Genomic DNA, 23998 nt, shown 5'->3' with positions numbered 1-23998 from the left:
GCCAGGAGTTGAGCGGTGACGGCGGTAGCATGTCTGAGGGTGGCGGTGGATGTGGAGAAGACGGGGCTCAGCCCCGCCGTCCTGGGTCCCCTGGTCGCCAAGTTCTCGGGAATCTATCTCGAGGGAAAATGGCAATGGCCACGCCAGTTCGCGCCCCTGACCCATTATTCGTTCCTATTGACCGATCCGCGCGCCGACGAGCTGGATGTCCAAGAGCTGGCCCGGCTGGGCGACGACCTGCAGATAAAGCTGTTCGGTGAAGGCGACGATGACGCCGGCAAGGTCGGTCTGCTGCTATTCGAGGGCTCGGCGGAAGCGGTGAAGGCCTTCGCGGCCCTCGACGACGCGGCCGTCAGCGCTGCCCTGCTCGATCCCTCCTTGCTGCCCCCCGGCGGACGGTTGAGCCGCATCGAGGCGGCCGAGACTGAACATGACGAGGCCGAACCCGATCTTTCCCCAGGTGGCCCGGTGGGCCCAATTTGGCTGACCCAGCAAGGCGCCCGGGAGGATATCGCCCAGGAAACGGCCAACCAGCCGATGCCGCAGCTCGAAGGCGTCCAGGGCATCTACTTCACCCTGCGCGGCGTCTTCGTCGGCGACGTGATCAGCTCCACGCCCGGAACCCTGAGGACCCACCTCAGCCTGGTGGAAGGCGACGAGCACATGCCCGCCGATCCCCGGGCCTTTGACGCCGACTGCATCGCGGTGGCGGCGCGGATGCTGGCCGCGCCCGGCCCCCATTCGATGCTCTACCTGCCTGTCTGCTACTCCAACATCGTCCGCGCCTCCCAGCGCGCCGTCTACGAGGAGATGCTCGCCACCCTGCCGCGGGACGCCAAGGGGAAGTTGGCGGCCGCGGTCTATGATGTTCCGCGCGACCCGGCGTTCACCTCGCTCGCCACCATCCGGGCGATGCTGTCGAAGTACGTCACCAATATCGACCTGCGCACCCAGGATCCGGGCTTCGAGGTGGAGAAGGTGCCGCCCCAGGCGGTGACCAGCGTCACCATGGTCCTGCCCCATGGGGACCAGCGGACGCGGCTGGCGGCCTTGCGGCGGTTCGCCGACCGGATTCACCTCTATCGCAAGAAACAAATCTGGGCGGCGGTCACCAACGTGCGCAACCGCCTTGAACTCGACGCCTGCATCGCCGCCCGCGTGCCCTTCGTCACCGGGCCAGGAGTCTGCCGGCTTCAGACGACGCCGGTGGGCGGCCGCATGCAGCCCCCCGAAGCCCTCCCGCTACTGGCCGCCTGAGCCCAGCTTCTCCATCACCAGCGGCGAACCCCCGACGGGCTCGGCGACATAGGCGCCCTGCGCCTTGGGTTCGAACCGCAGGAGGGCATGGCGCAGCGGATCGGTGAGGCCGATGGCGCCGTTCGGATAGACCGTCCAGGCCGCCACGTCCCGACTTAGACCCACCGCCGTGAAACACCGCCTGGGGATGGCCAGGCGCCAGCCGCCGATCGCCGCGCCCTTCCTGAGCGTGAGGGTGCAGGCCGCGTCGCCCTCGTTGACGCCGGCCAGGGACCAGACGCCGGCGAAGGCCCCGGGCGCATTGGCCGGGGTCATCGCCTTGGGCGCGGCGCTCGCCGGCGCCGCCAGCGCCAGGAACGCGACGGCGAGGCCTGCGTTGAGCAAGCAAGACCTTGGATATCTCTGGCTGGAGTTCGACATGTTGAAATGGGCCCTGATTTTCGCGGTGGTCGCACTGATCGCCGGCGCCCTCGGTTTCACCGGCATGGCCGGCGCCGCCGCGGGCATCGCCAAGCTGCTCTTCTTCGTCGCCGTGATCGGCTTTGTGCTGTTCCTGGCCTTGGGCGCCTTCGTCGGCAAGAAGATCAGCGGCGGCTGAGCCGCCTTCCACTCTGATCGGATAAGGGCGCGGAGTCACCTCCGCGCCTTTCTGATTCAGGCCGTCGCGGCCGCGCCCATCGCGGGCTCCGCCTGGGCCGATAGCGCCTCGTCGATGGCCGCGAACAGCCTGGCCGCCTCGATGGGCTTGGGCACGAAGCCCGTCATACCTGCGGCGAGGTACTCGCTGACCTGGTGGCGCATGACATTGGCCGACAGCGCCAGGATCGGCAGGGGCGGCCGGCCCTGTTCGGCCTCCAGCCGGCGGATGGCCTGGGTGGCCTCCACGCCGTTCATCTCGGGCATCTGGACGTCCATCAGCAACAGGTCGAAGGCCTGCGCCCGGACCGCGTCCACCGCCTCGCGGCCGTTGGAGACCAGGGTGAGGTCCACGCCGAAGGGCTCCAGCAGGGACTTCAGGATCAGCTGGTTGGTGGCGTTGTCCTCGGCCGCCAGGATCTTGGCCACATAGGTCTCGGCCGAGGGCTCCTCGGCCTGGGCCGAGCGCGGCCGCGCCTCGGCCCGCTTCTCGAGGGGCAGGGTGAAGCTGAAGGTCGAGCCCTCGCCCGCAGCGCTGGTCACGCCGATCTGCCCCCCCATCAACTCCACCAGCTCGCGGCAGATGGCCAGGCCCAGGCCGGTGCCCCCGAAGCGACGGCTGGTGGAGGCGTCCACCTGGTTGAACTTCTGGAACAGCTCCCCCAGGCGTTCGGGTGGGATGCCGATGCCGCTGTCGCGGACGGAGAAGGCCAGGCCCTGGGCCGCGGGGGCCACTGTCACCCTCACCACGCCCTCGGCGGTGAACTTGATCGCGTTGGAGACCAGGTTGGCGATGACCTGGCGCAGTCGGGCGCCGTCGCCCCACCAGATTCCGTGGGCCTCGGGCGCGATCTCGACGATCAGCTCGATGTCCTTCTGGGCGGCGAGATTGGTGAAGGTGGCGCACGCTTGGTTCACCGCCTCGGCCAGGTCGAACTCATGGGCGTCGACGTCCAGCCGGCCGGCCTCGATCTTGGAGATGTCCAGGACGTCGTTCAGCACGCCGAGCAGGGTCTGGCCGGAGGTGCGGATCACGCTCAGCCGATCGGCCTGGGCCGGGGTCAGCTCGTCACGCTCCATCACCTGGGCCATGCCGAGGATGCCGTTCAGGGGCGTGCGGATCTCGTGGCTCATATTGGCCAGGAACTGCGACTTGGCGATGTTGGCGGTGTCGGCCTGATCCCGGGCGCGCACCAGTTGCGACATGGTCCGGTCCAGGGCGGCGTCGCCGGCGGCGAGGTCGCGCAAGATCGCCCGGATGCGGAGCGCCAGGGCGGCGCCGCTTACCAGCAGCACCAGGAAGGCCAGGACGAAGATGGGCGCGGCGTCCCTCAGGACCTTCAGCCCCGGCCGCTTCTGGGTCCAGGCCAGGTCGCCGACGACGAAGCCGTTGGCGTCGACGATGGAGGTGCTCGCGCGTGTCTTCACCGCGCCGGGCGGGGTGATCCTGGCGCCCGCGACCCGCAGGTTGCTTTCCATCTCCTTCAGGAAGCCGCCGTCCATGCGGCGGGCGGAGACAATGATCGGCGCCGGGCCGGGCCGCTGCGCCGGGCCGGCGGTCTCGGCCGTCACCGAGGTGGCGCCCACCAGGAAGTAGTGGCCGCTCGACACGACGACCCCGCTGGTGGTCCTTTCGGCCTCCAGACCGTAGGGCTTGCTCGCCCGGCTGACGCCCCGGGCCTGTTCCTCGGACCGCAGGCGCGCCAGCAGGGGCGCCACGTCGCGGGGGAAGGCGCCGAGCTGCTCGGCCACGATCCGGCCCTCGCCGCGCCACGCGTAGACGGGGTGGTCCTGGCTGTCGAAGATCAGGCTGAGGTCGTGATGCAGGTACTGGGCGTAGTAGCGGCCGATGTTCTCGTCGGCCCAGGTCTCGTCGATGTTGGGCCCAAGCCGCACATAGGCGTCGTCCCACACGCTGGCGGAGCTGATGTCGGTGACGATCTGTTCCAGGGTCCGCTCGACCCGACGCGCCACCAGCAGCCGCTCTTCCTGCACCTGGACCTGGTCCACCGAGGCCGCGGTGTAGGCCAGCATCGCCACGCCGCCAGCCACGACGATCGCCAGAATCACCATCGCAAGCAGGATGATCCGTCGTGCGGCTCTCTGGCTGTGGGGAAGTTTGGGGGACATCAAACTCACGGGGGGAACAGACCTCGTTCCTAGCAAGGTGAGGTCATCAAACTGTAAAGCCGAGGCCGAATCTACTTTACCCAAAATGAGTGTAGTCGATTTGACGGAATGTTCAGTGCTGGTCCCGCAGAACAGACCTTTGTTCCACCAGAGGTTCTTCATGCTGCGTCTCGCCCTGATCTCGATCGCCGCCCTCTCCGCCGCCGGGGCCGCGCAGGCGCAGGACCTCAAGCTGTCCGGAGACCTGACGGTGGTGTCCGACTACCGGTTCCGCGGTTATTCCCTGTCGGACGAGCAGCCGGCGGCGCAGGGCGGCCTGACCTTGACCGGATCGTCGGGCTTCTACGCCGGCGTCTGGGCCTCGACGATCGACGAGTACGGGGCCGACGCCGCCGGCAAGGGCGCGACCGTCGAGTTCGACCTCAGCCTGGGCCGCGCCTTCAGCCTGGGCGCCTATGACGTCGACGTCGGGCTGGCGGCCTACACCTATCCCGGCGGGCAGGACGTGAACTTCGTGGAGATCCCCGTCTCGGTGGCCCGCACGTCCGGCGCCTGGACCTGGACCCTGGGCGGCGCCTACGCCCCGGCCCAGTCCAACACCGGGGACCAGGACAACGCCTATGTCTATGGCTCGGCCGCCCTCGCGCCCGCGGCCTGGCCCGTGAGCCTGGACGCGACGCTCGGCTGGGAGGACGGCGCCTTCGCCGACCGCAAGACCGACTGGTCGCTGGGCGTGAGCAAGAACTTCGGCCCTGTCAGCCTCTCGGCCCGCTATGTCGGAACCGACGCCGCCGGCGTCGACTCGACCGTCGTCGCCTCGCTTGGGGTGACCTTCTAGGCCACCCGCACGCGGGCGGTGCTTTCCGGCAGGTCCTGACCGAACGCGCGCTGGAAGAATTCGGCCACGGTGCCGCGCTCCAACTCGTCGCACTTGTTCAGGAAGGTCATCCGGAAGCCCAGGGCGATGTCGCCGCCGAAGATCTCGGTGTTCTGCGCCCAGGTGATCACGGTCCGCGGGCTCATGACCGTGGAGATGTCCCCGTTCATGAAGGCGTTGCGGGTCATGTCGGCGACACGGACCATGGCGGCGATCGTGCGCTTGCCCTCGGGGGTGTTGTAGTGCGGGGCCTTGGACAGCACGATCTCGGCTTCCACGTCGTGGGCCAGATAGTTCAGGGTGGTGACGATCGACCAGCGGTCCATCTGACCTTGGTTGATCTGCTGAGTGCCGTGATAGAGGCCGGTGGTGTCGCCCAGACCGATGGTGTTGGTGGTCGAGAACAGCCGGAAGAACGGGTTGGGTCGGATCACGCGGTTCTGGTCCAGCAGGGTCAGCTTGCCCTGGGCCTCCAGGATGCGCTGGATCACGAACATCACGTCCGGGCGGCCGGCGTCGTATTCGTCGAACACCAGGGCCACCGGCCGCTGGATCGACCAGGGCAGAATGCCTTCACGGAATTCGGTGACCTGCTTGCCGTCCTTCAGGACGATGGCGTCCTTGCCCACCAGGTCGATACGGCTGACGTGGCTGTCCAGGTTCACCCGGATCAGCGGCCAGTTGAGGCGCGCGGCCACCTGCTCGATGTGGGTCGACTTGCCCGTGCCGTGATAGCCCTGGACCATCACCCGGCGGTCGAAGGCGAAGCCCGCGCAGATCGCCCGGGTGGTCTCCGGATCGAACTTGTAGGACGGGTCGAGGTCCGGGACATGGCTGTCGCGCTCGCTGAAGGCGGGCACGGTCATGTCCACATCCACGCCGAAGGTTTCGCGGACGGAAACCTTCCGGTCCGGGACCAGGGTGAGGAGCTTGTCGTCTTGGTTTTCGGCGAAGGAAGTCATGGTGCGGTTCGATTACAGGCTTACGCGTGCGAAGCAAACGTGTGTTTGATGAAGGTCTGTCCCTGCGACCCATACCGGAATGACGAAGGGAGCGTCCACCCATGTTGCAGCAAGCCGTGCGGCCGTATCGTGCGATTCAGGTCTTCGCCACCGAGTCGGGCTTCGGCGCCGAGATCGTCGGCGTGGACCTGTCGCGCCCGCTTTCCCCAGAGGCCCGCGAGGAAATCCGCACCGCCTGGGCCCGTCATTCGGTGGTCAGCTTCCCCGACCAGCCCCTGAGCCTGGACGAGCTGGAGGCCTTCACCCTGGAGATGGGAAAATTTGGGGTCGACCCGTTCATCGCCCCCATGCCCGGCCACCCCAACGTCCTGGAGCTGCGTCGGGAGCCTGATGAGAAGGCCACGAATTTCGGCGCCGGCTGGCATTCCGACTGGAGTTTCCAGGAAAAGCCCCCTGCCGCCACCCTGCTGCATTCCCAGGTGGTCCCGCCGGTGGGCGGCGACACCCTGTTCGCCGACTGCGCCAGCGCCTACGACGCCCTCTCCCCGGCCATGAAGGCCCTGCTGGCGCCGATGAAGGCCGTCCACTCGGCCGGCCGCGCCTATGGGACCAAGGGGGTCTTCGCTCGCGAGACCGAGAAGCGGACCATGGCCATCATCGTCTCGGAGGAAGCCGACCAGGCGCTGACCCATCCCCTGGTCCGCACCCATCCGGTCACCGGCCGCAAGGCCCTGTTCGTCAGCCCGGTCTACACGGTGGGCATCGAGGGCTTCGAGGCCAAGGAAGCTCAGGCCATCCTCGGCTTCCTGTTCGCCCACATCACCCAGGACCGCTTCGTCTACCGCCACAGGTGGCGGACCAACATGCTGCTGATGTGGGACAACCGCTGCACGGTCCATTTCGCCGAGGGCGGCTATGACGGCCACCTGCGCCTGATGCACCGCACGACGGTGGCGGGAGAGAAGCCGGTCTGAGCGCCGCTACCTAGGCCATCTTGGCCTTGCGGAGCTGCTGGTAGGCCTTGATCACACGCTGCAGCTTGTGCTCGGCCGAACGGTCGCCGCCGTTGGAGTCCGGGTGGGTGCGCTTCACCAGCTCGATATAGCGGGCGCGGATCGCCGGGCCGTCGGCGTTCTCGTCCAGGTCCAGGTCGGCCAGGGCGTTGCGCTCCAGCTTGCCCAGGCGCCGACGCTCAGGCGCGTTGGCGGCCCGCGGGTTGCCGTTGCCGCTGCCGAACAGGTTGAAGGGGTCGCGATAGCCCGTGCCCTGGCCAAAGCCCTGGGCCGCCGCGGCGGCCTCGCGGGAGAAGCGGCCGGCCTTGAAGTCCCAGGTCGGGCGGTCGCCCTGGGCGCTCTGGGCCTGGCGCTGCTTGATCTCGCCCTCGCTCATGCCGGCGAAGAAGTTCCAGTTGCGGTTATATTCCGCCGCGTGCGGCTGGCAGAACCAGTAGTGCTCGTTGAGCATGTCCCGGGACTTCGGCGCGCGCGCGCTCCCCGCCAGCCGGCACCCCGGATGGTCGCAAGCCCGTTCCCCGGGCTTGAGCGCATAGACGTCGTCGGTCTGCGCGGCCTCCCCGGGGGTCGGCGGGCGGACCCGGATATCGACGAACTTAGGCTTGTATTGAAACGCGCCGGCCATGACCCAAGTATGAAGCGGTCTGAGACCCTTTCAAGAATTGAAGATTATCCAAATGGGCGCCATATTTGAGGCCATCCACGACAAGCTCACCAAAGCGTTCTCCCCCACCCGCCTGGAAATCGAAGACGATTCCGCCCGACACGCGGGACATGCGGGGGCCAACGCCTCGGGCGAGAGCCATTTTAATGTAGTCATTCAAGCCCAGGCCTTCGAGGGCGCCGCCAAGGTGGCGCGGCAGCGGATGGTCTACCGGACATTGGCCGAGGAGCTGGCAGGTCCCCTGCATGCGCTCACGGTGAAGGCCCTCGCACCGGGCGAGGACTGATCTAACTTTCGAAATGGCGCCGCCGGCCAAGGCGGCCCCGCGCTGGGGAGGCGTGTTTGAAGACGACCATCACCGTAAACGGGCAGGCGAGGGCGCTCGACCTCGATCCCCGCACCAGCCTGCTCGACGCCCTGCGCGAGCACCTCAACCTCAAGGGCTCCAAGAAGGGCTGTGACCACGGCCAGTGCGGCGCCTGCACCGTCCTGGTGAACGGGGTGCGGATCAACGCCTGCCTCAGCCTGGCGGTCATGCACGACGGCCACGAGGTCACCACCATCGAGGGCATCGGCGGCGAGGCCAACCTGCACCCGATGCAGCAGGCCTTCCTGGAGCAGGACGCCTTCCAGTGCGGCTACTGCACGCCCGGCCAGATCTGCTCGGCCGTGGGCATGCTGCGGGAAGCCGCGGAGAACTGGCCCAGCCAGGCCACCGACGACCTCACCGGCGCCATCGCGCTCACCGACGCCGAGATCCGCGAACGCATGAGCGGCAACATCTGCCGCTGCTCGGCCTATCCCCAGATCATCGCGGCGATCCGCGACGTGGCCGGAGAGGTGGCATGAGGCCCTTCACCTACGAACGTCCCACCGACATCGCCGCCGCGGTCAAGGCGGTGGCTGACACGCCAGGCGCCAAGTTCCTGGCCGGCGGCACCAACCTGCTGGACCTGATGAAGCTCGATATCGAGCAGCCCGCCCACCTGGTGGACGTCAACCGCCTGCCGCTGTCGGCCATCGAGGACACCGCCGAGGGCGGCCTGCGCATCGGCGCCATGGTCACCAACAGCCACCTGGCCGCCGACGCCCGGGTCCGCGCCCGCTACTCGGTCCTGACCCAGGCCATCGTCTCCGGCGGCTCGGGCCAGCTGCGGAACAAGGCCACCACCGGCGGCAACCTGCTGCAACGGACCCGTTGCGCCTATTTCTATGATCCCTCCAAGCCCTGCAACAAGCGCCATCCCGGCTCGGGCTGCAGCGCGCTGGAGGGCCTGAATCGCAACAGCGCCATCTTCGGCGCCAGCGAGGCCTGCATCGCCACCCACCCCTCGGACATGGCCGTGGCGCTCACCGCCCTGGACGCCCAGGTGGAGACGGTGACGCCGCAGGGCGCCACGCGGACCCTGGCGGTGGCCGACCTGCATCGCCTGCCCGGCGACACCCCGCACATCGAGACCAACCTGGCGCCCGGCGAGCTGATCGCCGCGGTGATCCTGCCCCCGGCGGCGGCGGCGGGCGGGCAAATCTATCATAAGGCCCGCGACCGGGCGTCCTACGCCGGCGGCCTGGCCAGTGTCGCGGTTGTGGGGACCAAGGTCGCCTTCGGCGCCGTGGCCCACAAGCCCTGGCGGGCGGAGAAGGCCGAGGCGGCCCTCGCCGCCGGCGCCAGCGCGGTCGAGGCCGCCCACGCCGAACTGGCCGGCGCGCAGGACAATGGCAAGAACGGCTTCAAGATCGCCCTGGTGGCCCGCATGACGGCGGCTGCCCTGGACGAGGCCAGGCAAGGGAGAGGCGCATGAGCTCGGTCAAGGATTGGGCGGCCCCGAACCCCGTCACGGAAAACCGTAGCGGCATCATCGGCAAGGGCGTCGACCGTTATGAAGGCAAGCTGAAGGTCACCGGCACGGCGGCCTACGCCTATGAGGTCGAGCCGCCCTCGCCGCCAGTCTATGGCTACCTGCTGCCGGCCACCATCGCGCGGGGTCGGATCACCGCCATCGACACCGCCGCCGCCGAGGCCGCCCCGGGCGTCCAGATCGTCTGGACCCACCTCAACGTTCCCAAACAGGCCCGCCGGGGCGAGCGGGCCAATCCCCGCAGCCAGCGGGCGGCCAATCCGGCCCTGGCCTCCGACCGCGTGGAGTTCTTCGGTCAGCCGGTGGCCTTCGTCGCCGCCGACACCTGGGAGAACGCGCGGGCCGCCGCCCACCTGATCCGGATCGACTATGCCGCGGAGCCGGCGGTGCTGGACTTCCGCGCCAGCCTCGCCTCGGCCGAAATGCCCCACGGGGAAGAGGACGTCCGCATCGGAGATTTCGACGGCGCCTACGCCAAGGCCCCGGTGCAGATCGACGAGACCTATTTCAGCCCGATCCAGAACCATGTGCAGATGGAGCCCTGCGCCACCACCGCCTGGTGGGACGGCGACAAGGTCACGGTCCACACCTCGATCCAGATGGTGAAGGGCGGCCAGCACGCCCTGGCCGAGACCCTGGCCATCCCCTCGGACCGGGTCCACCTGCTGACCCGCTATATCGGCGGTGGCTTCGGCGGCAAGGGCCAATCCTATGACGACCTGACTCTGGCGGCCCTGGGCGCCCAGGCGCTGGGGCGGCCGGTGAAGGTCGCCTACACCCGCCAGCAGATGTTCCAGGCCACCATCCACCGCCCCGCGGTCAGCATGCGGGTGCGGTTGGGGGCCGAGCCCGACGGCCGGCTGAACGCCTTCGCGGTCGAGGCGGTCACCCACTGCGCCCGCAACGCCCCCTTCGTGGAGCATGCGGCCAACTTCTCCCGCAATCTCTACGCCGCCCCCAACCGCCTCACCGGCCACCGCCTGGTGAAGATGGACATCCCCGCCGCCGGCCCCATGCGGGCGCCGGGGGAGGCCTCGGGCATGCTCAGCCTGGAATGCGCCATGGACGAGCTGGCCGAGAAGCTGGGGATCGACCCCATAGAGCTGCGGCTGCGCAACGAGCCGGACGTCGACCCGGAGACCGGCAAGCCCTTCTCCATCCGCCAGCTGGTCCAGTGCCTGAACACCGGCGCCCAGCGCTTCGGTTGGGAGCGACGCAACCCCAAGCCGGGCCAGGTGCGTGACGGCCGCTGGCTGGTGGGCATGGGCATGGCCTGCGCGATCCGCGGCAACTTCCTGCTGCCGGCCAAGGCCGGGGTGCGGATCGACGCCGACGGCACGGTCACCCTGCGCCAGGGCATGACCGACATCGGCACCGGCACCTACACCATCCTGGCCCAGATCACCGCCGAGACCATGGGGGTGACGATGGAGCAGGTGAAGATCGAGCTGGGGGATTCCGACTTCCCGCCGGCCCCCGGCTCCGGCGGCCAATTCGGGGCGGCCACGGCCGGCTCGGCGGCCTTCGAGGCCAATATGAACCTGCGCAAGGCCCTGGCCGAGCTGGCCATCGGCGATCCCAACTCGCCGCTCTATGGCGGGGATCCCACCTACGTCACCTTCGGCAATGGCAATATCGCCATCGAGAACCGCTCGGAGAGCCTGGGCGCCCTGGTGGCCCGCGCCGCGCCGGAGGGGGTCTATGTGGAGGGTTCCATCACGCCCGCCGCCGACGCCCGCGACTATTCCCAGCACACCTACGGCGCCCACTTCGCCGAGGTCGGGGTGGACACGGTCACCGGCGAGGTGCGCATGCGCAAGATGTTCGGGGTCTTCGCCGCCGGCCGTATCCTCAACGCCAAGACCGCCAGGAGCCAGGTCACCGGCGGCATGATCTGGGGCGTCGGCACGGCGCTCACCGAGGGCAATGTGGTGGACGCCCGCTACGGCTCCTTCATCAACCAGGACATGGCCGGCTACCTGGTGCCCACCCACGCCGATATCGTCGACCTGGACGCCATCTTCCTGGACGAGGCTGACGACAAGGCCAATCCCATGGGGATCAAGGGGGTGGGAGAGCTGGGCATCTGCGGCGCCGGGGCGGCGGTGGCCAACGCCATCTACAACGCCTGCGGGGTCCGCCTGCGCGACTATCCGATGACCCCGGACAAGGTGCTGGAAGGCCTGATGGCGAAGGGTCTCTAGGGGATCAGGCCCGCGCGAAGGCTTTTCGCGCGGCGGCCTCCTCATAGCGGGCGGAGCGGATCATCAGGAACTTCCCGTCCCAGACGCCGGGGATGTACCAATAGCCCTCGATCTCGTCGCCGTCGGCGCTCAGGATGCCCTCGTAGTGAACCGAATGATCGCGGGTGCTGGCGCCGTCATAGGTCTTCACGAACCCGACGATACTGTCTCGGCTACGGCCTTCCAGGGTGGCCTGGAAGGTCTCGGCGTCGCCGTCGCCTTCCTGGTTCGGCTCATGGATCGTGCCGCTGATCAGGTCACCGACCTGAATGAAGGTGGCGGTGAACGGGCAAGGTTCGAACTGCTCGGGATAGGAGAATAGGCCTTGCCAAACCCCGGTCAGGCTGCGCGCTCGCGAAGCATCATTCATCCAGCACTCACCCGACCGCTGCGGACCTGACTTCAACCTTAGCAATGGCGGCGAAGGCGGACCAGTCTGGGTTGGGTAAGCCTACTTCGCGCGGTTCAGATAGGTGATCGCCAGGCCGGCGGCGCAGCCCAGGAACAGGAAGCTCGCGATCACTCGGATCGCGTCGATCAGGAAGCCCGCGATCGCCGCGGCCACCATCACGACGAGGAAGATGCCGGCCCATTTGGCCATGGCGGTCTAGCCGACCTTGGCGCGCAGCTCGCCGAGGATGCGGGCCAGGTCGCTCTCGCGGAAGGGCTTCTGCAGGACCGGCGAGCCCTTGTCGACGTCGCGCAGGCCGGCGTCGCCATAGCCCGTGGCGAAGGCGAAGGGCGCGCCCTTGGCCCGCAGGATGTCCGCCAGCGGAAAGATCGGCTGACCCCCCAGATTCACGTCCAGGACCGCGCAGTCGATGGGGGTGGATTCGGCCAGCGCGATGGCCTCGTCCAGGCGCGCGGCCGGGCCGACCACCACGCAGCCGAGGTCCGACAGCATGTCCTCGATCAGCATCGAGACCATCATCTCGTCCTCGACCACGAGAACCCGCAGACCCGCCAGATCGGTCAGAGCGCTCATTGGGAAATCTCCAGCAGGTTCACCGACGTCACCATATCGCAGGACGGCTCCGGGCCACGATAGTCAAGTCCGGTCTGGCCGTCTGTCCGGTTTCGCACATGGTCAAGCTGGCTCCCCGCCCGCATTTCGCCTTGCGAGAAAACCATGCGGCCTCCGGTTCGGTTCCACGCGGCGAGAATTCCCGCGCGGCCGGCGTCACGCCTCCAGCGGGGCGTTCTGATCCAGGGGCGGGGAGATGCGCAGGGTGGTGATCTGGTTTCGGACCCGTTTGACCACCTGGAAGCGGTGGCGGTGGAAGATGAAGGTCTGGCCGATCTTCGGAATGGTCTGGGCCTCGTGGATCACCAGGCCGGCCACGGTGACGGCGTCATCGTCGGGCAGGTCCCAGTCCATGGCGCGGTTGAGGTCGCGGATGGTCACCGAGCCGTCCACCACCACCGCCCCGTCGGCCTGGCGGCGGACGCCGTGGATGGCGCTGTCGTGCTCGTCGTCGATCTCGCCGACGATCTCCTCGAGGATGTCCTCCAGGGTCACCAGGCCCTGCAGGGCGCCGTACTCGTCCACCACCAGGGCGAAGTGGCTCTGGCGCTTGAGGAAGGCGTTGAGCTGGTCCTTAAGATTGGTGGTCTCCGGGATGAACCAGGGCTCGCGGATGATCTCGGAGACCTTGAGATCGTCCATCCGGCCGCCCGAATCGGCGATCGCCTGCAGCAGGTCCTTGGCGTGCAGCACGCCGACGATGTTCTCGGCGTCGTCCCGATAGAGCGGCACCCGGGTGTGGGCGCTGGCCAGCATGGCGGTCACCAGTTCGGCGGGCGGCAGGTCGGCGTCGATCATCGAGATCGACATGCGGTGGACCATCACCTCGCTGACGTCCATGTGGGAGAGGTCGAGAACGCCCCCCAGCATGCGGCGGTCGCGCTCCTCCACCAGGCCCTCGGAGTGGTGGTACTCCACCGCCCCGCGGATCTCCTCGTGGGCGGCCAGGACGTCGATGTCCATGGACAGCTTGATGCCGAAGGGCCTCAGGGTCTGACGCACCACCCACTGGGCGCCGTTGGCGAGCGGCCCGAAGATGCGCACCACCCAGTAGGTCGGGATCGACAGGGCGCGGGCCACGTCGTCGGCCCGGGCGATGGCCAGGGACTTGGGCAGGATCTCGCTGAAGATCACGATCAGCACCGTCATCACGCCGGTGGCGATCAGGGCGCCCAGGGGGCCGGGGAAGGCGGTCGACAGCGCCAGGGTCGTGAGGGCCGAGGCGCCGATATTGATGACGTTGTTGGAGAGCAGGATGGCCCCGATCATCTTTTCCTGATCGGACATCATCACGTTGATGCGGCGGGCGGCGCGGTCGCCCTCGCGCTCCAGCTGGTGCATCCGGCCGCGGCTGGCCGCCGTCATCGAGGTCTCCGCCGCCGAGATCAGGCCCGACAGGCTGAGCAGGGCGATCAGGATCGGGGCCAGACCTGCGATGATCGCCAGCACGGTCACGGCTTGGCTCCTTCCGAGATGAGGAATTCACGCACGGCCTGGGCGCTGACGTCCTTGGCCACGAAGGCGTCGCCGAGGGCGCGCGCCAGGATGAAGGTCAGCTTGCCGCCGTCGGCCTTCTTGTCCTGGCCCATGTGGCGGACCAGGGCCTCGGCGTGGAAGGGGACGGGCGCCACGGCCTCCATGCGGGTGGGCAGGCCGGCCGCGGCGATGGCGGCCTCGGCGCGGACCGCGTCCTGGGCCGAACACAGGCCCTGGGCGGCGGAGAAGCGGAAGGCGATCGCCGAGCCCGCCGCGACGGCTTCACCGTGCAGCAGGGCCTCGCCGTAGCCGGTCTCGGCCTCTAGGGCGTGGCCGAAGGTGTGGCCGAGATTGAGCAGGGCCCGGCGGCCCGCCTCCTTCTCGTCCTCGATGACGATCTCGGTCTTCATCTCCACGGAACGCGCGACGGCGTGGGCCAGGGCCTCAGGGTCGCGGGCCAGGACGGCGGCGGCGTTGGCCTCCAGCCATTCGAAGAAGGAAAAGTCCCCCAGCAGGCCGTACTTGATCACCTCGGCGTAGCCCGCCCGCATCTCGCGGTCGCTGAGGGTGGAGAGCACGTCGAGGTCGGCCAGGACCAGGCGCGGCTGGTGGAAGGCGCCCACCAGGTTCTTGCCGCGCGGGGTGTCGATGGCGGTCTTGCCCCCCACCGAGGAGTCCACCTGGGCCAACAGGGTGGTGGGAATCTGCACGAAATCGACGCCGCGCTTGTAGATGGCCGCGGCGAAGCCGGCCAGGTCGCCCACCACCCCGCCGCCGAAGGCCACGATCAGGTCGTTCCGGTCCAGCTCCAGGGCCAGCAGGCGGTCCGACAGGTCGGCCAGGCCTTCGAAGCTCTTGGTCTGCTCCCCCGGCGGCACCACGATGGCCGGGCAGGCGATGCCGGCGGCCTCCAGCGAAGCGGTCAGCCGCGCGCCGTGCAGGCGCCAGACGATCTCGTCGCTGACCACCGCCACGCGCCTGTTCTTCAGGAAGGGGGCGATGCGCGCGCCGGCCTCGTCCAGCAGGCCCCGGCCGATCACGACCTCGTAGGATCGCTCGGCGAGACCCACGGGGACGATGCGGGGGGTCATGACGAGGCTTCCTCGGACTTCGACTGCACATAGGCCGACAGGGCCTGGATCACCTGATCCACCGTCACGTGGTGGGCGGCGTCGCCGGTCTCCACCATGACGTCGGCCTGGGCGTAGATGGGGTAGCGTTCGGCGGCCTGGTCCTGCAGCACGCTCAAGGGGTCGCGGCCGGCGATCAGCGGCCGGTTGTCCTTGCGCGACACCCGGCGGGCCAGCACCTCCAGGTCGGCCTTCAGCCAGACGGAGATGGAGCGGGCCTTGATGAGGGCGCGGGTCTCGGGGTTCATGAAGGCGCCCCCGCCGGTGGCCAGCACGTGGGGCGGCTCGTCCAGCAGGCGGGCGATCACCCGGCGCTCGCCCTCGCGGAAGGCGGGCTCCCCCAGATCGGCGAAGATGTCGGGGATGGAGCGGCCGGCCGCGGCCTCCACCTCGGCGTCGGCGTCGCGGAACGGCAGTTCCAGAGCGTTGGCCAGGCGGCGGCCCACGCTGGATTTGCCGACCCCCATCAGGCCGACGAGGGTGATGGTGCGGGCGCGTAGCGGTTTGTAACGGTCCATGAACGGCGAAGGTCTACATCAGGGCGAGCCCGCGCGCCAATGCCCGCGCTGTGCGTTAGGATGAGACCATGATCGGTCGAAGCATTTCCTTGGCGGTCCTGACCGCCCTTGTCCTGGCCTCCCAGGCCTCCGCGCAGGCCGTGGAGGTCGCGCCCCTGGCGGCCCCCGACTTCTTCTCCACTGGGGCCCGCGACACCGGTCTTCCGCCGGAACTCTGGCGCGGCGCCTCGGGCCAGACGATGCGGACGGTCCTGCCCCTGCTGGCCGCGAAGCCCCTGTCGCCGGCCGCCCAGGCCCTGGCGCGGCGCGTCCTGGCCACCGGCGCGGCCGGTCCGGACGACGCCGGACGCGACGCCGGCGTGGCCGGCGCCCGGGTCGGCGCCCTGATCGCCCAGGGCGGGGTCAAGGACGCCGCGGCCATCCTGTCGCGCACCGCGGGCCTGGATCAGAACCCGGTCCTCGCCCAGGCCGGGGCGGAGGCGGCCCTGCTGTCTGGCGACGACGACGGCGCCTGCGCCATCTCCGACAAGCTCGTCGCCGGGCGCGAGGAGGCCTATTGGCTGCGCCTGCGCGCCTATTGCCAGCTCAAGGCGGGCAATTCCGGCGCCGCCCAGCTCACCTTCGACCTGGCCCAGAGCCAGGCCCGCGACCCGGTCTACGGCCGCCTGATGGGCGCCAAGCTGGCCGGCGGCGGCGATCCCGGCGCGCCCTCCCTGCGCAACGGCCTGGACTACGCCCTGACCCGCAACCTCGGCCTGCCGGTGAACGGCCCGGCCGCCCCCGCCGTCGCTGCGGCCCTGGCCGGCGGGGGCGCCGGTCCCGCGACCTGGCCCATCGAGGGCGGCCCCGGCCCGGTGAAGGCCGCCATGGCGGCGCTCGCCGCCGGTGACCTGGCCACCGCCCAGACGATGCGCGCCGGCCTCACCGGCGACACCCTCCCCGGCGCCACCATCACCGACCTGGCCCTGCTGGACGCCATGATCTCGGCGGCCTCGGGCAAGACCGATCCCCAGACTCTGGACCGCCTGATCGAACGCGGCGCGGTGGCCGATCCCAAGACACGCGCCCGGGCCCAGCAGGCCGCCCTGCTGCTGGCCGCCCTCGGCGCACCCATGAGCCCCCAGGCCAGGGGCCAGTTCGCCAGCTTCACCGCCGCCGAAGCCAAGGCGCCGGCCGCCCGCGCCTTCGCCCTCGACCAGGCCGGCGCCGAGAAGCTGCCGGGGGAGGCGGCCCTGCTGGCCCTGTGGATTTCCGCCGACGCCGGGGCGGCGGGGCCGGCCGCCGGCGACCGGGCCCGCATCGTCCGCGGGCTCAAGGCGGCGGGCCTGGAGACGGATGCGCGGGCCTTCGCCGTCGAAGGCCTGCTGGCCGTCCGATGAGCGCCGCGTCGGGCTGGGCCGAGGCCTTCCTGGAAATGATGGCCGTGGAGCGGGCGGCGGCCAAGAACACTATCACCGCCTATGGCAAGGACCTGACCGACGCGAGCGGCTTCCTGGCCGGGCGTGGCCGTGACCTGGGCGACGCCTCGGCCGAGGACATCGAGGCCTATTTCGCGGCGCTCGGCGCGCGCGGCCTGTCGCCCGCCACGGCCTCGCGCCGCCGCGCGGCGGTTCGCCAGTTCTACCGCTTCGTCCTGGGGGAGGGCTGGCGCGACGACGACCCGTCGCGCCGGGTGGACGCCCCCAAGCGCGGCCGCCCCCTGCCCAAGATCCTGAGCCGCGACGAGGTGGACCGCATCATCGCCGCCGCCAGCGCCAAGGACGGCGCCCAGGGCCTGCGGATCGGCTGCGTGGTGGAGCTGATCTACGCCTCGGGCCTGCGGATCTCCGAGCTCACCGCCCTGCCGCTGGCGGCCCTGGCGCGGGATCCGGCCTACCTCATGGTCACCGGCAAGGGCGGCAAGGATCGGCTCGCTCCCCTCAATGACGCCGCTCGCACGGCCGTGAAGGCCTATCTGGAGGTCCGCAAGGTCTTCCTGCCCAAGGGCGACCTGGCCAATCCCTGGCTGTTCCCCTCGCGGGGCAAGGCCGGGCGCATGACGCCGCGTCGCTTCGCGCAACTGCTGGACGAGGCGGCCGCCGACGCCGGGATCGACGCGGCCCGGGTCAGCCCCCACGTCCTGCGCCACGCCTTCGCCACCCATCTGCTGGAAGGCGGCGCGGACCTGCGGGTGGTGCAGAAGCTGCTGGGCCACGCCGACATCGCCACCACCCAGATCTACACCCACGTGGCCGGCGAGCGCCTGGCCCAGGTGGTGGCCAGCAAGCATCCGCTTTCGAGGAAGTCCTGAACGGGAAAAGCCGCCCGCGTGAGCGGACGGCTTCCCTCAGGGCTCTGGATCAGGCTGGGGGTCAGCCGGTGATCCGATAGCGGCCCTGGCTGTCGGGGCACACGCGGACGTAGCGCATGTCGCGGCCGTATTCGTCCACCGGCGCGGGGGCCAGGCGGCAGCGGCTGCGGTTGTAGTAGCTGTAGTCGTACTGGCCCGTGCGCTGGCCGCGGTCGTAGCGGCTTTCGCGATAGGGCACGGTCTCGGCGTAGTTGTAGTAGTAGCCGGCCTGGTCGCACTTGGCCTTGGCCGACTGCTTGCCGATCTGCGAGCCGGCGAGGCCGCCGACCACGGCGCCCAGCACCGCGCCCTCGGTCCGCGCGTTGCGGGCCGCGACGTTGGAGCCGATGGCCGCGCCGGCCAGGGCGCCGATCAGGCCGCCGGCCACCTGGCCGTTACGGTTGTTGGACGACCGGCAGGGGTCGGCATAGGCCGAGCCCGAATAGGAGGTGTCGCGGCCGTAGCCGTTGGCGTCCCAGCGCGCGGAATCCCAGGTCGGGGCCGGACCGTAATAGCGCGCATAGGCGCCATAGCCGTAGCGGGCGTCATAGCGGGCGCGGTCGCGCTCATAGCGATCCCGCCTGGCGTCGTATTCGGCCCGGGCGCGGTCGTACTCGGCGCGGGTGACCTGGTAGTCGGCCTGGTCCTGCTGGTAGGAGCGCATGTCGCGCTGGTACTGCTGGGTGGGCTGGTACTGGGCGAAGGCGGGGGCGGCCGTGGCCAGCATCGCCGTCGCCACCAAAGCGGTCTTAAGCGTCTTCATGGTGTGCGTTCTCCTCGAACAAACGACGGACCGCTCCCGTCCCGGCGGTCTCGTGAACAATGGGGTCCTTGCGACCTCGGCATACCAAACGTGGAGTCTTGGTCGCGGTTGCACGAACACTGTTCGATTACGCTAAGCCTTGCGGGCGGAGCCCTTGAGCAACTCTACCAGGGCGAGAGACAGGGCTCGGGTCGAGGTCAGTTTGTCGGCCAAGCTCAAGGCGATGACCGGCCCGACGTCGGTCTTGTTGACGTCGACGATGTAGATCTTGCCGCTGGGCTCATCGCGCAGGATGTCCAGCCCGCCCCAGTCGAGTCCCATGCGCGCGGCGAACCGCGCGATCAGATCAAGCTCCTGCCGACTGTAGATGTCCTCCGGGGCCGCGCGGGTGACCGCCAGGTTGTGGATCGAGAAGCGGTTCTCCGCCGGCTTTCGCTTGATCCAGACCACGGCGGGTTTGCCCCCCACGCAGGGGGTGCGCAGGTCGTGGATGTAGGGGCCGACCGCGGTGTCGACGAGCTTCTGGTAGGTCTTGCCCGGCGCCCGGGGGTGGGGGCAGGTGATCACCCGGCCGTCATGCACGCCGTTCAGTTCGCCCTTCTCCACCGCCGGGCCGACGAAGGTCTCCGGATCGATGGCCAGGGGATAGCCGAACACCTCCTCGAACACCGCCGCGACGTGGCTCTTGGAGACGTCCAGGCAGCCGAAGTTGAAGGCCCGCGTGTGGGTGGGCGTGGCCCTCAGGCCCCAGGTGGCGTCCTCGAAGCAGAAGCTGGCGTCGGCGGTCTCCGGTGACCTGGCCATGCGACAGCCGCTCCAGGCCATGGCCGCCCAGATAAGGTACCAGGGTCGCGGCTTGTCGGGGACGAACCAGATGGCCGGCCCCGGCGCCCGCGTCGCCATCAGCCACCAGGACCGGGCGCGGACGATCAGGTGGTATCCGAACCAGTTGAGGCATTCCCCGATCAGGGTGGCGTCCAGGGCGATCTTCGTCCCGGTCTTGTGGACCGTCAGGCCGCCGCGATGGAACTGGAAGTCGCTGAACCAGCCGCCCTTGGGCGAGAGCCCGGACGCCCCCGGCATCAGGGGCGAGGGCGTCTGCAGTTCGCTCATGGGAGCCTCGCAATGTCTCAGAGACCGGGCACGACCCCATAGTGAACCCGCCAGGCCAATACGCTCAAGCTGGCGAGGCGTTCCCCGCGTTCTCCATCACCGCCCCCACCGCGGCGATGCGGTCGACGCGGCGATAGGCCGGGTGCAGCAGCATGCCGCCGAACACGTCGGGATCGATCTCGCGATAGCGCAGGCTCGCTCCCAGGTCGGTCGCCACGGCTTCCAGCTCGGCCTTCAGCCGGTCACGCCCCTCCACGATGGCGCTGCCGGTGTAGAGCAGCAGCCGGCCGCCGGCCGGCAGGCGGGCGAGCGCCGCCCGCGCCCAGTCCAGGGACAGCCGCGCCCCCAGCAGGTCGCCGCCGTCGCGATAGGTCCGGCCGCCCGAGCCCAGCAGATAGGGCGGATTGGCGATCGCCGTATCGAAGGGCCCGATCACCTTGGTCAGGCCGTCGCTCTCGACGATCTCGGCGCTGACCACGGCGGCCGCGGCGTTGATCCGCGCCAGGCGCAGGGCCTGGGGATTGATGTCGGCCAGCACGATCGCGGCCTGGGGACAGACCCGCGCCGCGGCGATTCCACCGACCCCGGCGCCCGCGCCGATGTCGACGATGCGCTGGGCCGGGCCCAGCTCGGCGCGCAGGAAGTCGGCGAACCGGTAGCTGTCGGGGCCGAAGAACACCGCGTCCTTGGCCCGGGGCGGGAAGGCCGAGTGCAGGAACAGGTCCTCCCCGAGGCTGGCGACCCGCACCCTGCTGGAGAGCCGCGGGCCGCGCTCGGCCAGCACGCCGCCGGCCCGCATCAGGTCGAGGATTTCGCTGTCGATGTCGCCGGAACGGAACGGCCGATTCCAGCCGAAGATGTCGCGAAGGCTGTGGCGTCCGCCCTGGAACAGCCGCCAAAGCACCTTGCGATGGGTATCAGGGGTGGGGGTGACGAACCGGTAGTCGCGGACCTTCAGGGCGTGAAGCAGGGCCACCAGGGCCTCGTCCTCCGCCGTCACGAGGCGTGCGCCTGGGCGAGCGCTTCCTTGCGCAGGGCCAGCATGGAGGCGGGCATGCCCTTGGCCACGGCGCCGCGCACCATGCCGGCCGGGACGGGGGCGTCCACCGCCACGTGCAGCTCATAGGTCACGTGGGTTCCTCCGGGGATCGGGCGCAGCCGCCACTCCCCGTCCGAGCGCTTCCAGTCCCCGCCCGTGCGGTGGAAGGCCAGGCGGTGGGGCGGCTCAAGGGTCGTACGGAAGACATTGCGCATCACCGGCTTGAAGGCGTTCCCCTGCAGACGGTGCTCGCGCACGTCCCACCGGCCCGCGGGGTCGCGCTCCAGGGTCCTGCAGGAGAGCAGCTTGGGCATGTAGCGCGGCGCGTTGGCGCAGTCGCTCAGCACCTTCCAGACCACGGCGGGCGGGGCGGCCACGTCCATGGCCGCGCGGATCACCCCGGCCGAGCCGCCCTCGGCCTGGGCCGAGACGGTGGGCGGGGCGTTGAAGCCGGAGGCGGCCAGGGCGGGGGACGCCAGGCCGGCGGCCAGCAGCAGGGGAAGGGCGAATTTCATCCTGGCTGAGGTCTTCAGAGCCGATTTCGTTCCCGTTCGAGGCCACAGGGAACTGGCGCCGCGCCACCTACTTGTTAGGCTGAAGGTTCCCGCCTAGTTTCCAGCGCTTCCGCAAACGGAAGGAAGATTCCGCGCATGGTCGGCCACTATCTCGAATTCGAGCGCCCCATCGCCGACCTCGAAGCCAAGATCGAGGAGCTCTCCAAGCTGTCGGAGACCACCGGTTCCGGCGCCCTGGAGACCGAGATCGAGGCCCTGCGCAGCCGCGCGCAGAAGATGCGCCGCGAGGCCTATTCCAAGCTGGACGCCTGGCAGAAGACCCTGGTGGCCCGCCACCCCGACCGCCCCCACTTCGTCGACTACGCCGCCGGCCTGATCGAGGAGTTCGTGGAGCTGCGCGGCGACCGCAAGTTCGCCGACGACCAGGCGATCATGGGCGGCCTGGGCCGCTTCCGGGGCCAGCCGGTGGTGGTCATGGGCAATGAGAAGGGCCGCGACACCGTCACCCGGGTGAAGCACAATTTCGGCTACGGTCGCCCTGAGGGCTACCGCAAGGCCATCCGCCTGATGGAGCTGGCCGAGCGCTTCCACCTGCCGGTGATCAGCTTCGTCGACACCGCCGCGGCCTATCCCGGCGTCGGCTCGGAGGAACGTGGCGTGGCCGAGGCCATCGCGCGCGCCACCGAGAAGTCCCTGATGCTCGGCGTGCCCATGGTGGCCGTGGTCACCGGCGAGGGCGGTTCCGGCGGGGCGCTGGGCATCGCCTGCGGCAACCGGGTGCTGATGCTGGAGCACGCCATCTACACCGTGATCCCGCCGGAGGGGGCCAACTCCATCCTGTGGCGCGGCGCCCGCACGGCCGAGGAGGCCGCCAAGGCCCTGAAGATCACCGCCCAGGACCTGATCGGCATGAGGATCGTCGACCGCGTCATCCCCGAGCCCCCGGGCGGGGCCCATTCCGATCCGGAGGCCACCATCACCTCGGTGGGCGACGCGGTGGAGGAGGAGCTGGCGGGCCTGATCAAGATGACCGCGCCCGAGCTCAAGAAGCAGCGGGCCGACCGCTTCTACGCCATCGGCCGGACGGGCCTGCAATGAGGGCCCTGCTGATCGCCGTGGCCCTGGCGGCCATGGTCCCGGCAGCCGCGCAGGCGGCGCCGAAGACAGCCCTCGACCGCTGCCTGGCCTCGCCGGCCGGCGCCAGCACCCTGGGCCAGATCCAGTGCATCGGCGACGCCGTGACGGCGCAGGACGCGCGGCTGAACCAGAACTACGCCAAGGCGATGAAGACCCTGACACCGGCGCAGAAGGTCAAGCTCCGCGCCGCCCAGCGCGCCTGGATCGCCTTCAAGGAGGCCGACTGCCAATCGCTCTGGGATGATGATTGGGGCACCCTGTCCCGGGTGACCGCCAACATGTGCGTCCTCGACCGCACCTCCGAGCGCGCCGACGAGTTGGCGAGCTATCCCGACCGCTGACCGCGTGGGGTGATCATGACCCCGTTCCGCGACTATTCCGGCTTCCAGGATCTGCGCGCCATGCAGAGCCTGACCCAACGCATCTGGTCGCCGACCACTCCGTTTCACATCGGCAACCTGGCCTGGGAGCGGTTCGAACATGTCGGCCGTGAACCGGAGTGGAAAACCAGGCTGTGGTTTGAGGGCGAGACCGTCCTCGCCTGGGGCTGGATCCACGATGGAAGTCACCTCTATTTCCAGATCGACCCGGCGCGGCTCGATCTGTTCGAGGAGGTCTTCAGCTGGTTCGAGACGGCGGCGACCGAGCCTGACCTCACCACCATGGTCCTGGACGCTCAGGCCGAACTGCTGGCCCGTCTCGCGGGCCGCGGCTACCGTGTGGTCGGCGACGATCATCCGTTCGGTCTTCGCACCTCGCGGGACCTGGAGAACCTCAAGCCCGTGGTTCTGCCGCGCGGCTACCGCGCCCTGTCCATGGCCGACCTGCGCGACCCCGAGCGCCGGGCCCTGGCCCATCGCAACGCCTGGAGCCGCATCGCCGGACGGGAAGCCGACCCTCCCGGGCGCTCCAGGGTGACGGCGGAGAGCTACCGCCAGGTGATGGCCGCCTGGCCGTATCGTCCCGGCCTGGACTGGGTGGTCGAGGCGCCAGACGGTCGGCTTGCGGCCAACGCCTGCGTCTGGTTCGACGAGGTCAACGGCGTCGGCCTCTTCGAGCCGGTCGGGACCGACGCCGACTTCCGCCGCCTGGGCCTGGCTCAGGCCGTCTGCCTGGCGGCGCTTCACGCGTTGAAGGCCGCAGGGGCGCGCCTTGCTGTGGTTGGACCGCGCGGTGACGATGGATATCCCGCGCCCCGCGCCCTCTACGCCACCCTCGGCTTCACCGCCCACGGGCGCGAGATCGTCCACGCGCGCAAACGGCTTGCTTGACCCCACGTCGCGGGCTTCAACTGTCTCAAACAACCGTTTGGG

The 23998-nt window shown here is 69.6% G+C and carries 27 protein-coding genes; 13 read left to right on the top strand and 14 right to left on the bottom strand.

The window, feature by feature from the left end:
* Positions 1 to 15 precede the first annotated feature (15 nt).
* Positions 16 to 1257, top strand: coding sequence for a hypothetical protein (locus tag ACO06I_RS12060; RefSeq protein WP_421932811.1), 1242 nt, complete (start codon positions 16 to 18; stop codon positions 1255 to 1257).
* On the opposite strand, the gene ACO06I_RS12055 is transcribed toward ACO06I_RS12060, so the two are convergent.
* A complete protein-coding gene (locus ACO06I_RS12055; RefSeq protein ID WP_421932810.1) occupies positions 1243 to 1641 on the bottom strand; it encodes an AprI/Inh family metalloprotease inhibitor in 399 nt (132 codons plus the stop codon). The two genes, ACO06I_RS12060 and ACO06I_RS12055, sit on opposite strands and share 15 nt — an antisense overlap.
* A gap of 34 nt (positions 1642 to 1675) precedes the next feature.
* Between ACO06I_RS12055 and ACO06I_RS12050 the strand changes: the two genes are divergently transcribed.
* Positions 1676 to 1855 carry a DUF1328 domain-containing protein gene (locus ACO06I_RS12050; protein ID WP_215338773.1) on the top strand — a complete coding sequence of 60 codons (180 nt, stop codon included), beginning with the start codon at positions 1676 to 1678 and terminating at the stop codon, positions 1853 to 1855.
* 56 nt (positions 1856 to 1911) lie between these two features.
* Here ACO06I_RS12050 and ACO06I_RS12045 read toward each other — a convergent pair whose 3' ends face one another.
* Complete coding sequence (locus ACO06I_RS12045) at positions 1912 to 3966, bottom strand: ATP-binding protein (RefSeq protein ID WP_421932809.1); 2055 nt, start codon at positions 3964 to 3966, stop codon at positions 1912 to 1914.
* Positions 3967 to 4183: 217 nt separating this feature from the next.
* Here ACO06I_RS12045 and ACO06I_RS12040 point away from each other — a divergent pair, with 217 nt between their 5' ends.
* Positions 4184 to 4861, top strand: a complete 678-nt coding sequence (locus ACO06I_RS12040) for a TorF family putative porin (RefSeq protein ID WP_421932808.1) — start codon at positions 4184 to 4186, stop codon at positions 4859 to 4861.
* Here the strand turns inward: ACO06I_RS12040 and cobS are convergent.
* On the bottom strand, positions 4858 to 5862 hold the full coding sequence (gene cobS / locus ACO06I_RS12035) for a cobaltochelatase subunit CobS (RefSeq protein ID WP_421932807.1): 1005 nt from the start codon (positions 5860 to 5862) through the stop codon (positions 4858 to 4860). The genes ACO06I_RS12040 and cobS overlap by 4 nt on opposite strands.
* 101 nt (positions 5863 to 5963) lie before the next feature.
* Between cobS and ACO06I_RS12030 the strand changes: the two genes are divergently transcribed.
* The gene (locus tag ACO06I_RS12030; protein ID WP_421932806.1) at positions 5964 to 6836 is read left to right on the top strand and encodes a TauD/TfdA dioxygenase family protein; all 873 of its coding nucleotides are present in this window, start codon (positions 5964 to 5966) and stop codon (positions 6834 to 6836) included.
* 10 nt (positions 6837 to 6846) lie between these two features.
* Here the strand turns inward: ACO06I_RS12030 and ACO06I_RS12025 are convergent, their stop codons facing one another.
* Complete coding sequence (locus ACO06I_RS12025) at positions 6847 to 7500, bottom strand: J domain-containing protein (protein ID WP_421932805.1); 654 nt, start codon at positions 7498 to 7500, stop codon at positions 6847 to 6849.
* Between the two features lie 52 nt (positions 7501 to 7552).
* Between ACO06I_RS12025 and ACO06I_RS12020 the strand changes: the two genes are divergently transcribed.
* Genes ACO06I_RS12020 through ACO06I_RS12005 form a run of 4 tightly spaced genes read left to right on the top strand, consistent with a single transcriptional unit; the run spans position 7553 to position 11602 of the window.
* Positions 7553 to 7825 (top strand): BolA family protein, encoded by a 273-nt coding sequence (locus ACO06I_RS12020; RefSeq protein WP_421932804.1) that lies wholly within the window; start codon positions 7553 to 7555, stop codon positions 7823 to 7825.
* A gap of 56 nt (positions 7826 to 7881) precedes the next feature.
* Entirely contained in the window at positions 7882 to 8388 is a 507-nt protein-coding gene (locus ACO06I_RS12015) for a 2Fe-2S iron-sulfur cluster-binding protein (RefSeq protein WP_421932803.1), read from the top strand.
* A complete protein-coding gene (locus ACO06I_RS12010) occupies positions 8385 to 9341 on the top strand; it encodes an FAD binding domain-containing protein (RefSeq protein ID WP_421932802.1) in 957 nt (318 codons plus the stop codon). Before ACO06I_RS12015 ends, ACO06I_RS12010 begins: the two co-directional genes overlap by 4 nt.
* Entirely contained in the window at positions 9338 to 11602 is a 2265-nt protein-coding gene (locus tag ACO06I_RS12005; protein ID WP_421932801.1) for a molybdopterin cofactor-binding domain-containing protein, read from the top strand. Before ACO06I_RS12010 ends, ACO06I_RS12005 begins: the two co-directional genes overlap by 4 nt.
* Before the next feature lie 4 nt (positions 11603 to 11606).
* Here the strand turns inward: ACO06I_RS12005 and ACO06I_RS12000 are convergent, their stop codons facing one another.
* The 6 genes from ACO06I_RS12000 to ACO06I_RS11975 all read right to left on the bottom strand — a co-directional run bounded on the left by ACO06I_RS12000 (position 11607) and on the right by ACO06I_RS11975 (position 15789).
* Positions 11607 to 12011, bottom strand: a complete 405-nt coding sequence (locus ACO06I_RS12000) for a hypothetical protein (protein WP_421932800.1) — start codon at positions 12009 to 12011, stop codon at positions 11607 to 11609.
* 81 nt (positions 12012 to 12092) lie between these two features.
* On the bottom strand, positions 12093 to 12242 hold the full coding sequence (locus ACO06I_RS11995) for a hypothetical protein (RefSeq protein ID WP_421932799.1): 150 nt from the start codon (positions 12240 to 12242) through the stop codon (positions 12093 to 12095).
* A gap of 6 nt (positions 12243 to 12248) precedes the next feature.
* On the bottom strand, positions 12249 to 12626 hold the full coding sequence (locus tag ACO06I_RS11990; RefSeq protein WP_421932798.1) for a response regulator: 378 nt from the start codon (positions 12624 to 12626) through the stop codon (positions 12249 to 12251).
* A gap of 195 nt (positions 12627 to 12821) precedes the next feature.
* The gene (locus ACO06I_RS11985) at positions 12822 to 14114 is read right to left on the bottom strand and encodes an HlyC/CorC family transporter (RefSeq protein WP_421933625.1); all 1293 of its coding nucleotides are present in this window, start codon (positions 14112 to 14114) and stop codon (positions 12822 to 12824) included.
* A gap of 2 nt (positions 14115 to 14116) precedes the next feature.
* Positions 14117 to 15232, bottom strand: coding sequence for a 3-dehydroquinate synthase (gene aroB, locus ACO06I_RS11980; protein ID WP_421932797.1), 1116 nt, complete (start codon positions 15230 to 15232; stop codon positions 14117 to 14119).
* Positions 15229 to 15789, bottom strand: coding sequence for a shikimate kinase (locus ACO06I_RS11975; RefSeq protein WP_421932796.1), 561 nt, complete (start codon positions 15787 to 15789; stop codon positions 15229 to 15231). Before ACO06I_RS11975 ends, aroB begins: the two co-directional genes overlap by 4 nt.
* 68 nt (positions 15790 to 15857) lie before the next feature.
* Here ACO06I_RS11975 and ACO06I_RS11970 point away from each other — a divergent pair, with 68 nt between their 5' ends.
* A complete protein-coding gene (locus tag ACO06I_RS11970; RefSeq protein WP_421932795.1) occupies positions 15858 to 17168 on the top strand; it encodes a hypothetical protein in 1311 nt (436 codons plus the stop codon).
* Positions 17165 to 18079 carry a site-specific tyrosine recombinase XerD gene (locus ACO06I_RS11965; RefSeq protein ID WP_421932794.1) on the top strand — a complete coding sequence of 305 codons (915 nt, stop codon included), beginning with the start codon at positions 17165 to 17167 and terminating at the stop codon, positions 18077 to 18079. The genes ACO06I_RS11970 and ACO06I_RS11965 overlap by 4 nt, the downstream gene beginning before the upstream one ends.
* A 61-nt stretch (positions 18080 to 18140) precedes the next feature.
* On the opposite strand, the gene ACO06I_RS11960 is transcribed toward ACO06I_RS11965, so the two are convergent.
* The 4 genes from ACO06I_RS11960 to ACO06I_RS11945 all read right to left on the bottom strand — a co-directional run bounded on the left by ACO06I_RS11960 (position 18141) and on the right by ACO06I_RS11945 (position 21548).
* Positions 18141 to 18881, bottom strand: coding sequence for a glycine zipper 2TM domain-containing protein (locus ACO06I_RS11960; RefSeq protein ID WP_421932793.1), 741 nt, complete (start codon positions 18879 to 18881; stop codon positions 18141 to 18143).
* 132 nt (positions 18882 to 19013) lie between these two features.
* A complete protein-coding gene (locus ACO06I_RS11955) occupies positions 19014 to 19994 on the bottom strand; it encodes a hypothetical protein (RefSeq protein ID WP_421932792.1) in 981 nt (326 codons plus the stop codon).
* A gap of 64 nt (positions 19995 to 20058) precedes the next feature.
* A complete protein-coding gene (locus tag ACO06I_RS11950; protein WP_421932791.1) occupies positions 20059 to 20994 on the bottom strand; it encodes a methyltransferase in 936 nt (311 codons plus the stop codon).
* Complete coding sequence (locus tag ACO06I_RS11945) at positions 20991 to 21548, bottom strand: SRPBCC family protein (protein ID WP_421932790.1); 558 nt, start codon at positions 21546 to 21548, stop codon at positions 20991 to 20993. Before ACO06I_RS11945 ends, ACO06I_RS11950 begins: the two co-directional genes overlap by 4 nt.
* A 135-nt stretch (positions 21549 to 21683) precedes the next feature.
* Between ACO06I_RS11945 and ACO06I_RS11940 the strand changes: the two genes are divergently transcribed.
* The 3 genes from ACO06I_RS11940 to ACO06I_RS11930 are packed head-to-tail and all read left to right on the top strand — an operon-like array spanning position 21684 to position 23956.
* Positions 21684 to 22646, top strand: coding sequence for an acetyl-CoA carboxylase carboxyltransferase subunit alpha (locus ACO06I_RS11940; RefSeq protein ID WP_421932789.1), 963 nt, complete (start codon positions 21684 to 21686; stop codon positions 22644 to 22646).
* A complete protein-coding gene (locus ACO06I_RS11935; protein ID WP_421932788.1) occupies positions 22643 to 23026 on the top strand; it encodes a lysozyme inhibitor LprI family protein in 384 nt (127 codons plus the stop codon). Before ACO06I_RS11940 ends, ACO06I_RS11935 begins: the two co-directional genes overlap by 4 nt.
* 15 nt (positions 23027 to 23041) lie before the next feature.
* Positions 23042 to 23956 (top strand): hypothetical protein, encoded by a 915-nt coding sequence (locus ACO06I_RS11930; RefSeq protein WP_421932787.1) that lies wholly within the window; start codon positions 23042 to 23044, stop codon positions 23954 to 23956.
* The last annotated feature ends 42 nt before the right edge of the window (positions 23957 to 23998 follow it).

The sequence above is a fragment of the Phenylobacterium sp. genome, assembly GCF_965229015.1.
In the GTDB taxonomy this organism is placed as follows: Bacteria; Pseudomonadota; Alphaproteobacteria; order Caulobacterales; family Caulobacteraceae; genus Phenylobacterium.
This window is presented reverse-complemented; position numbering and strand designations above follow the sequence as displayed.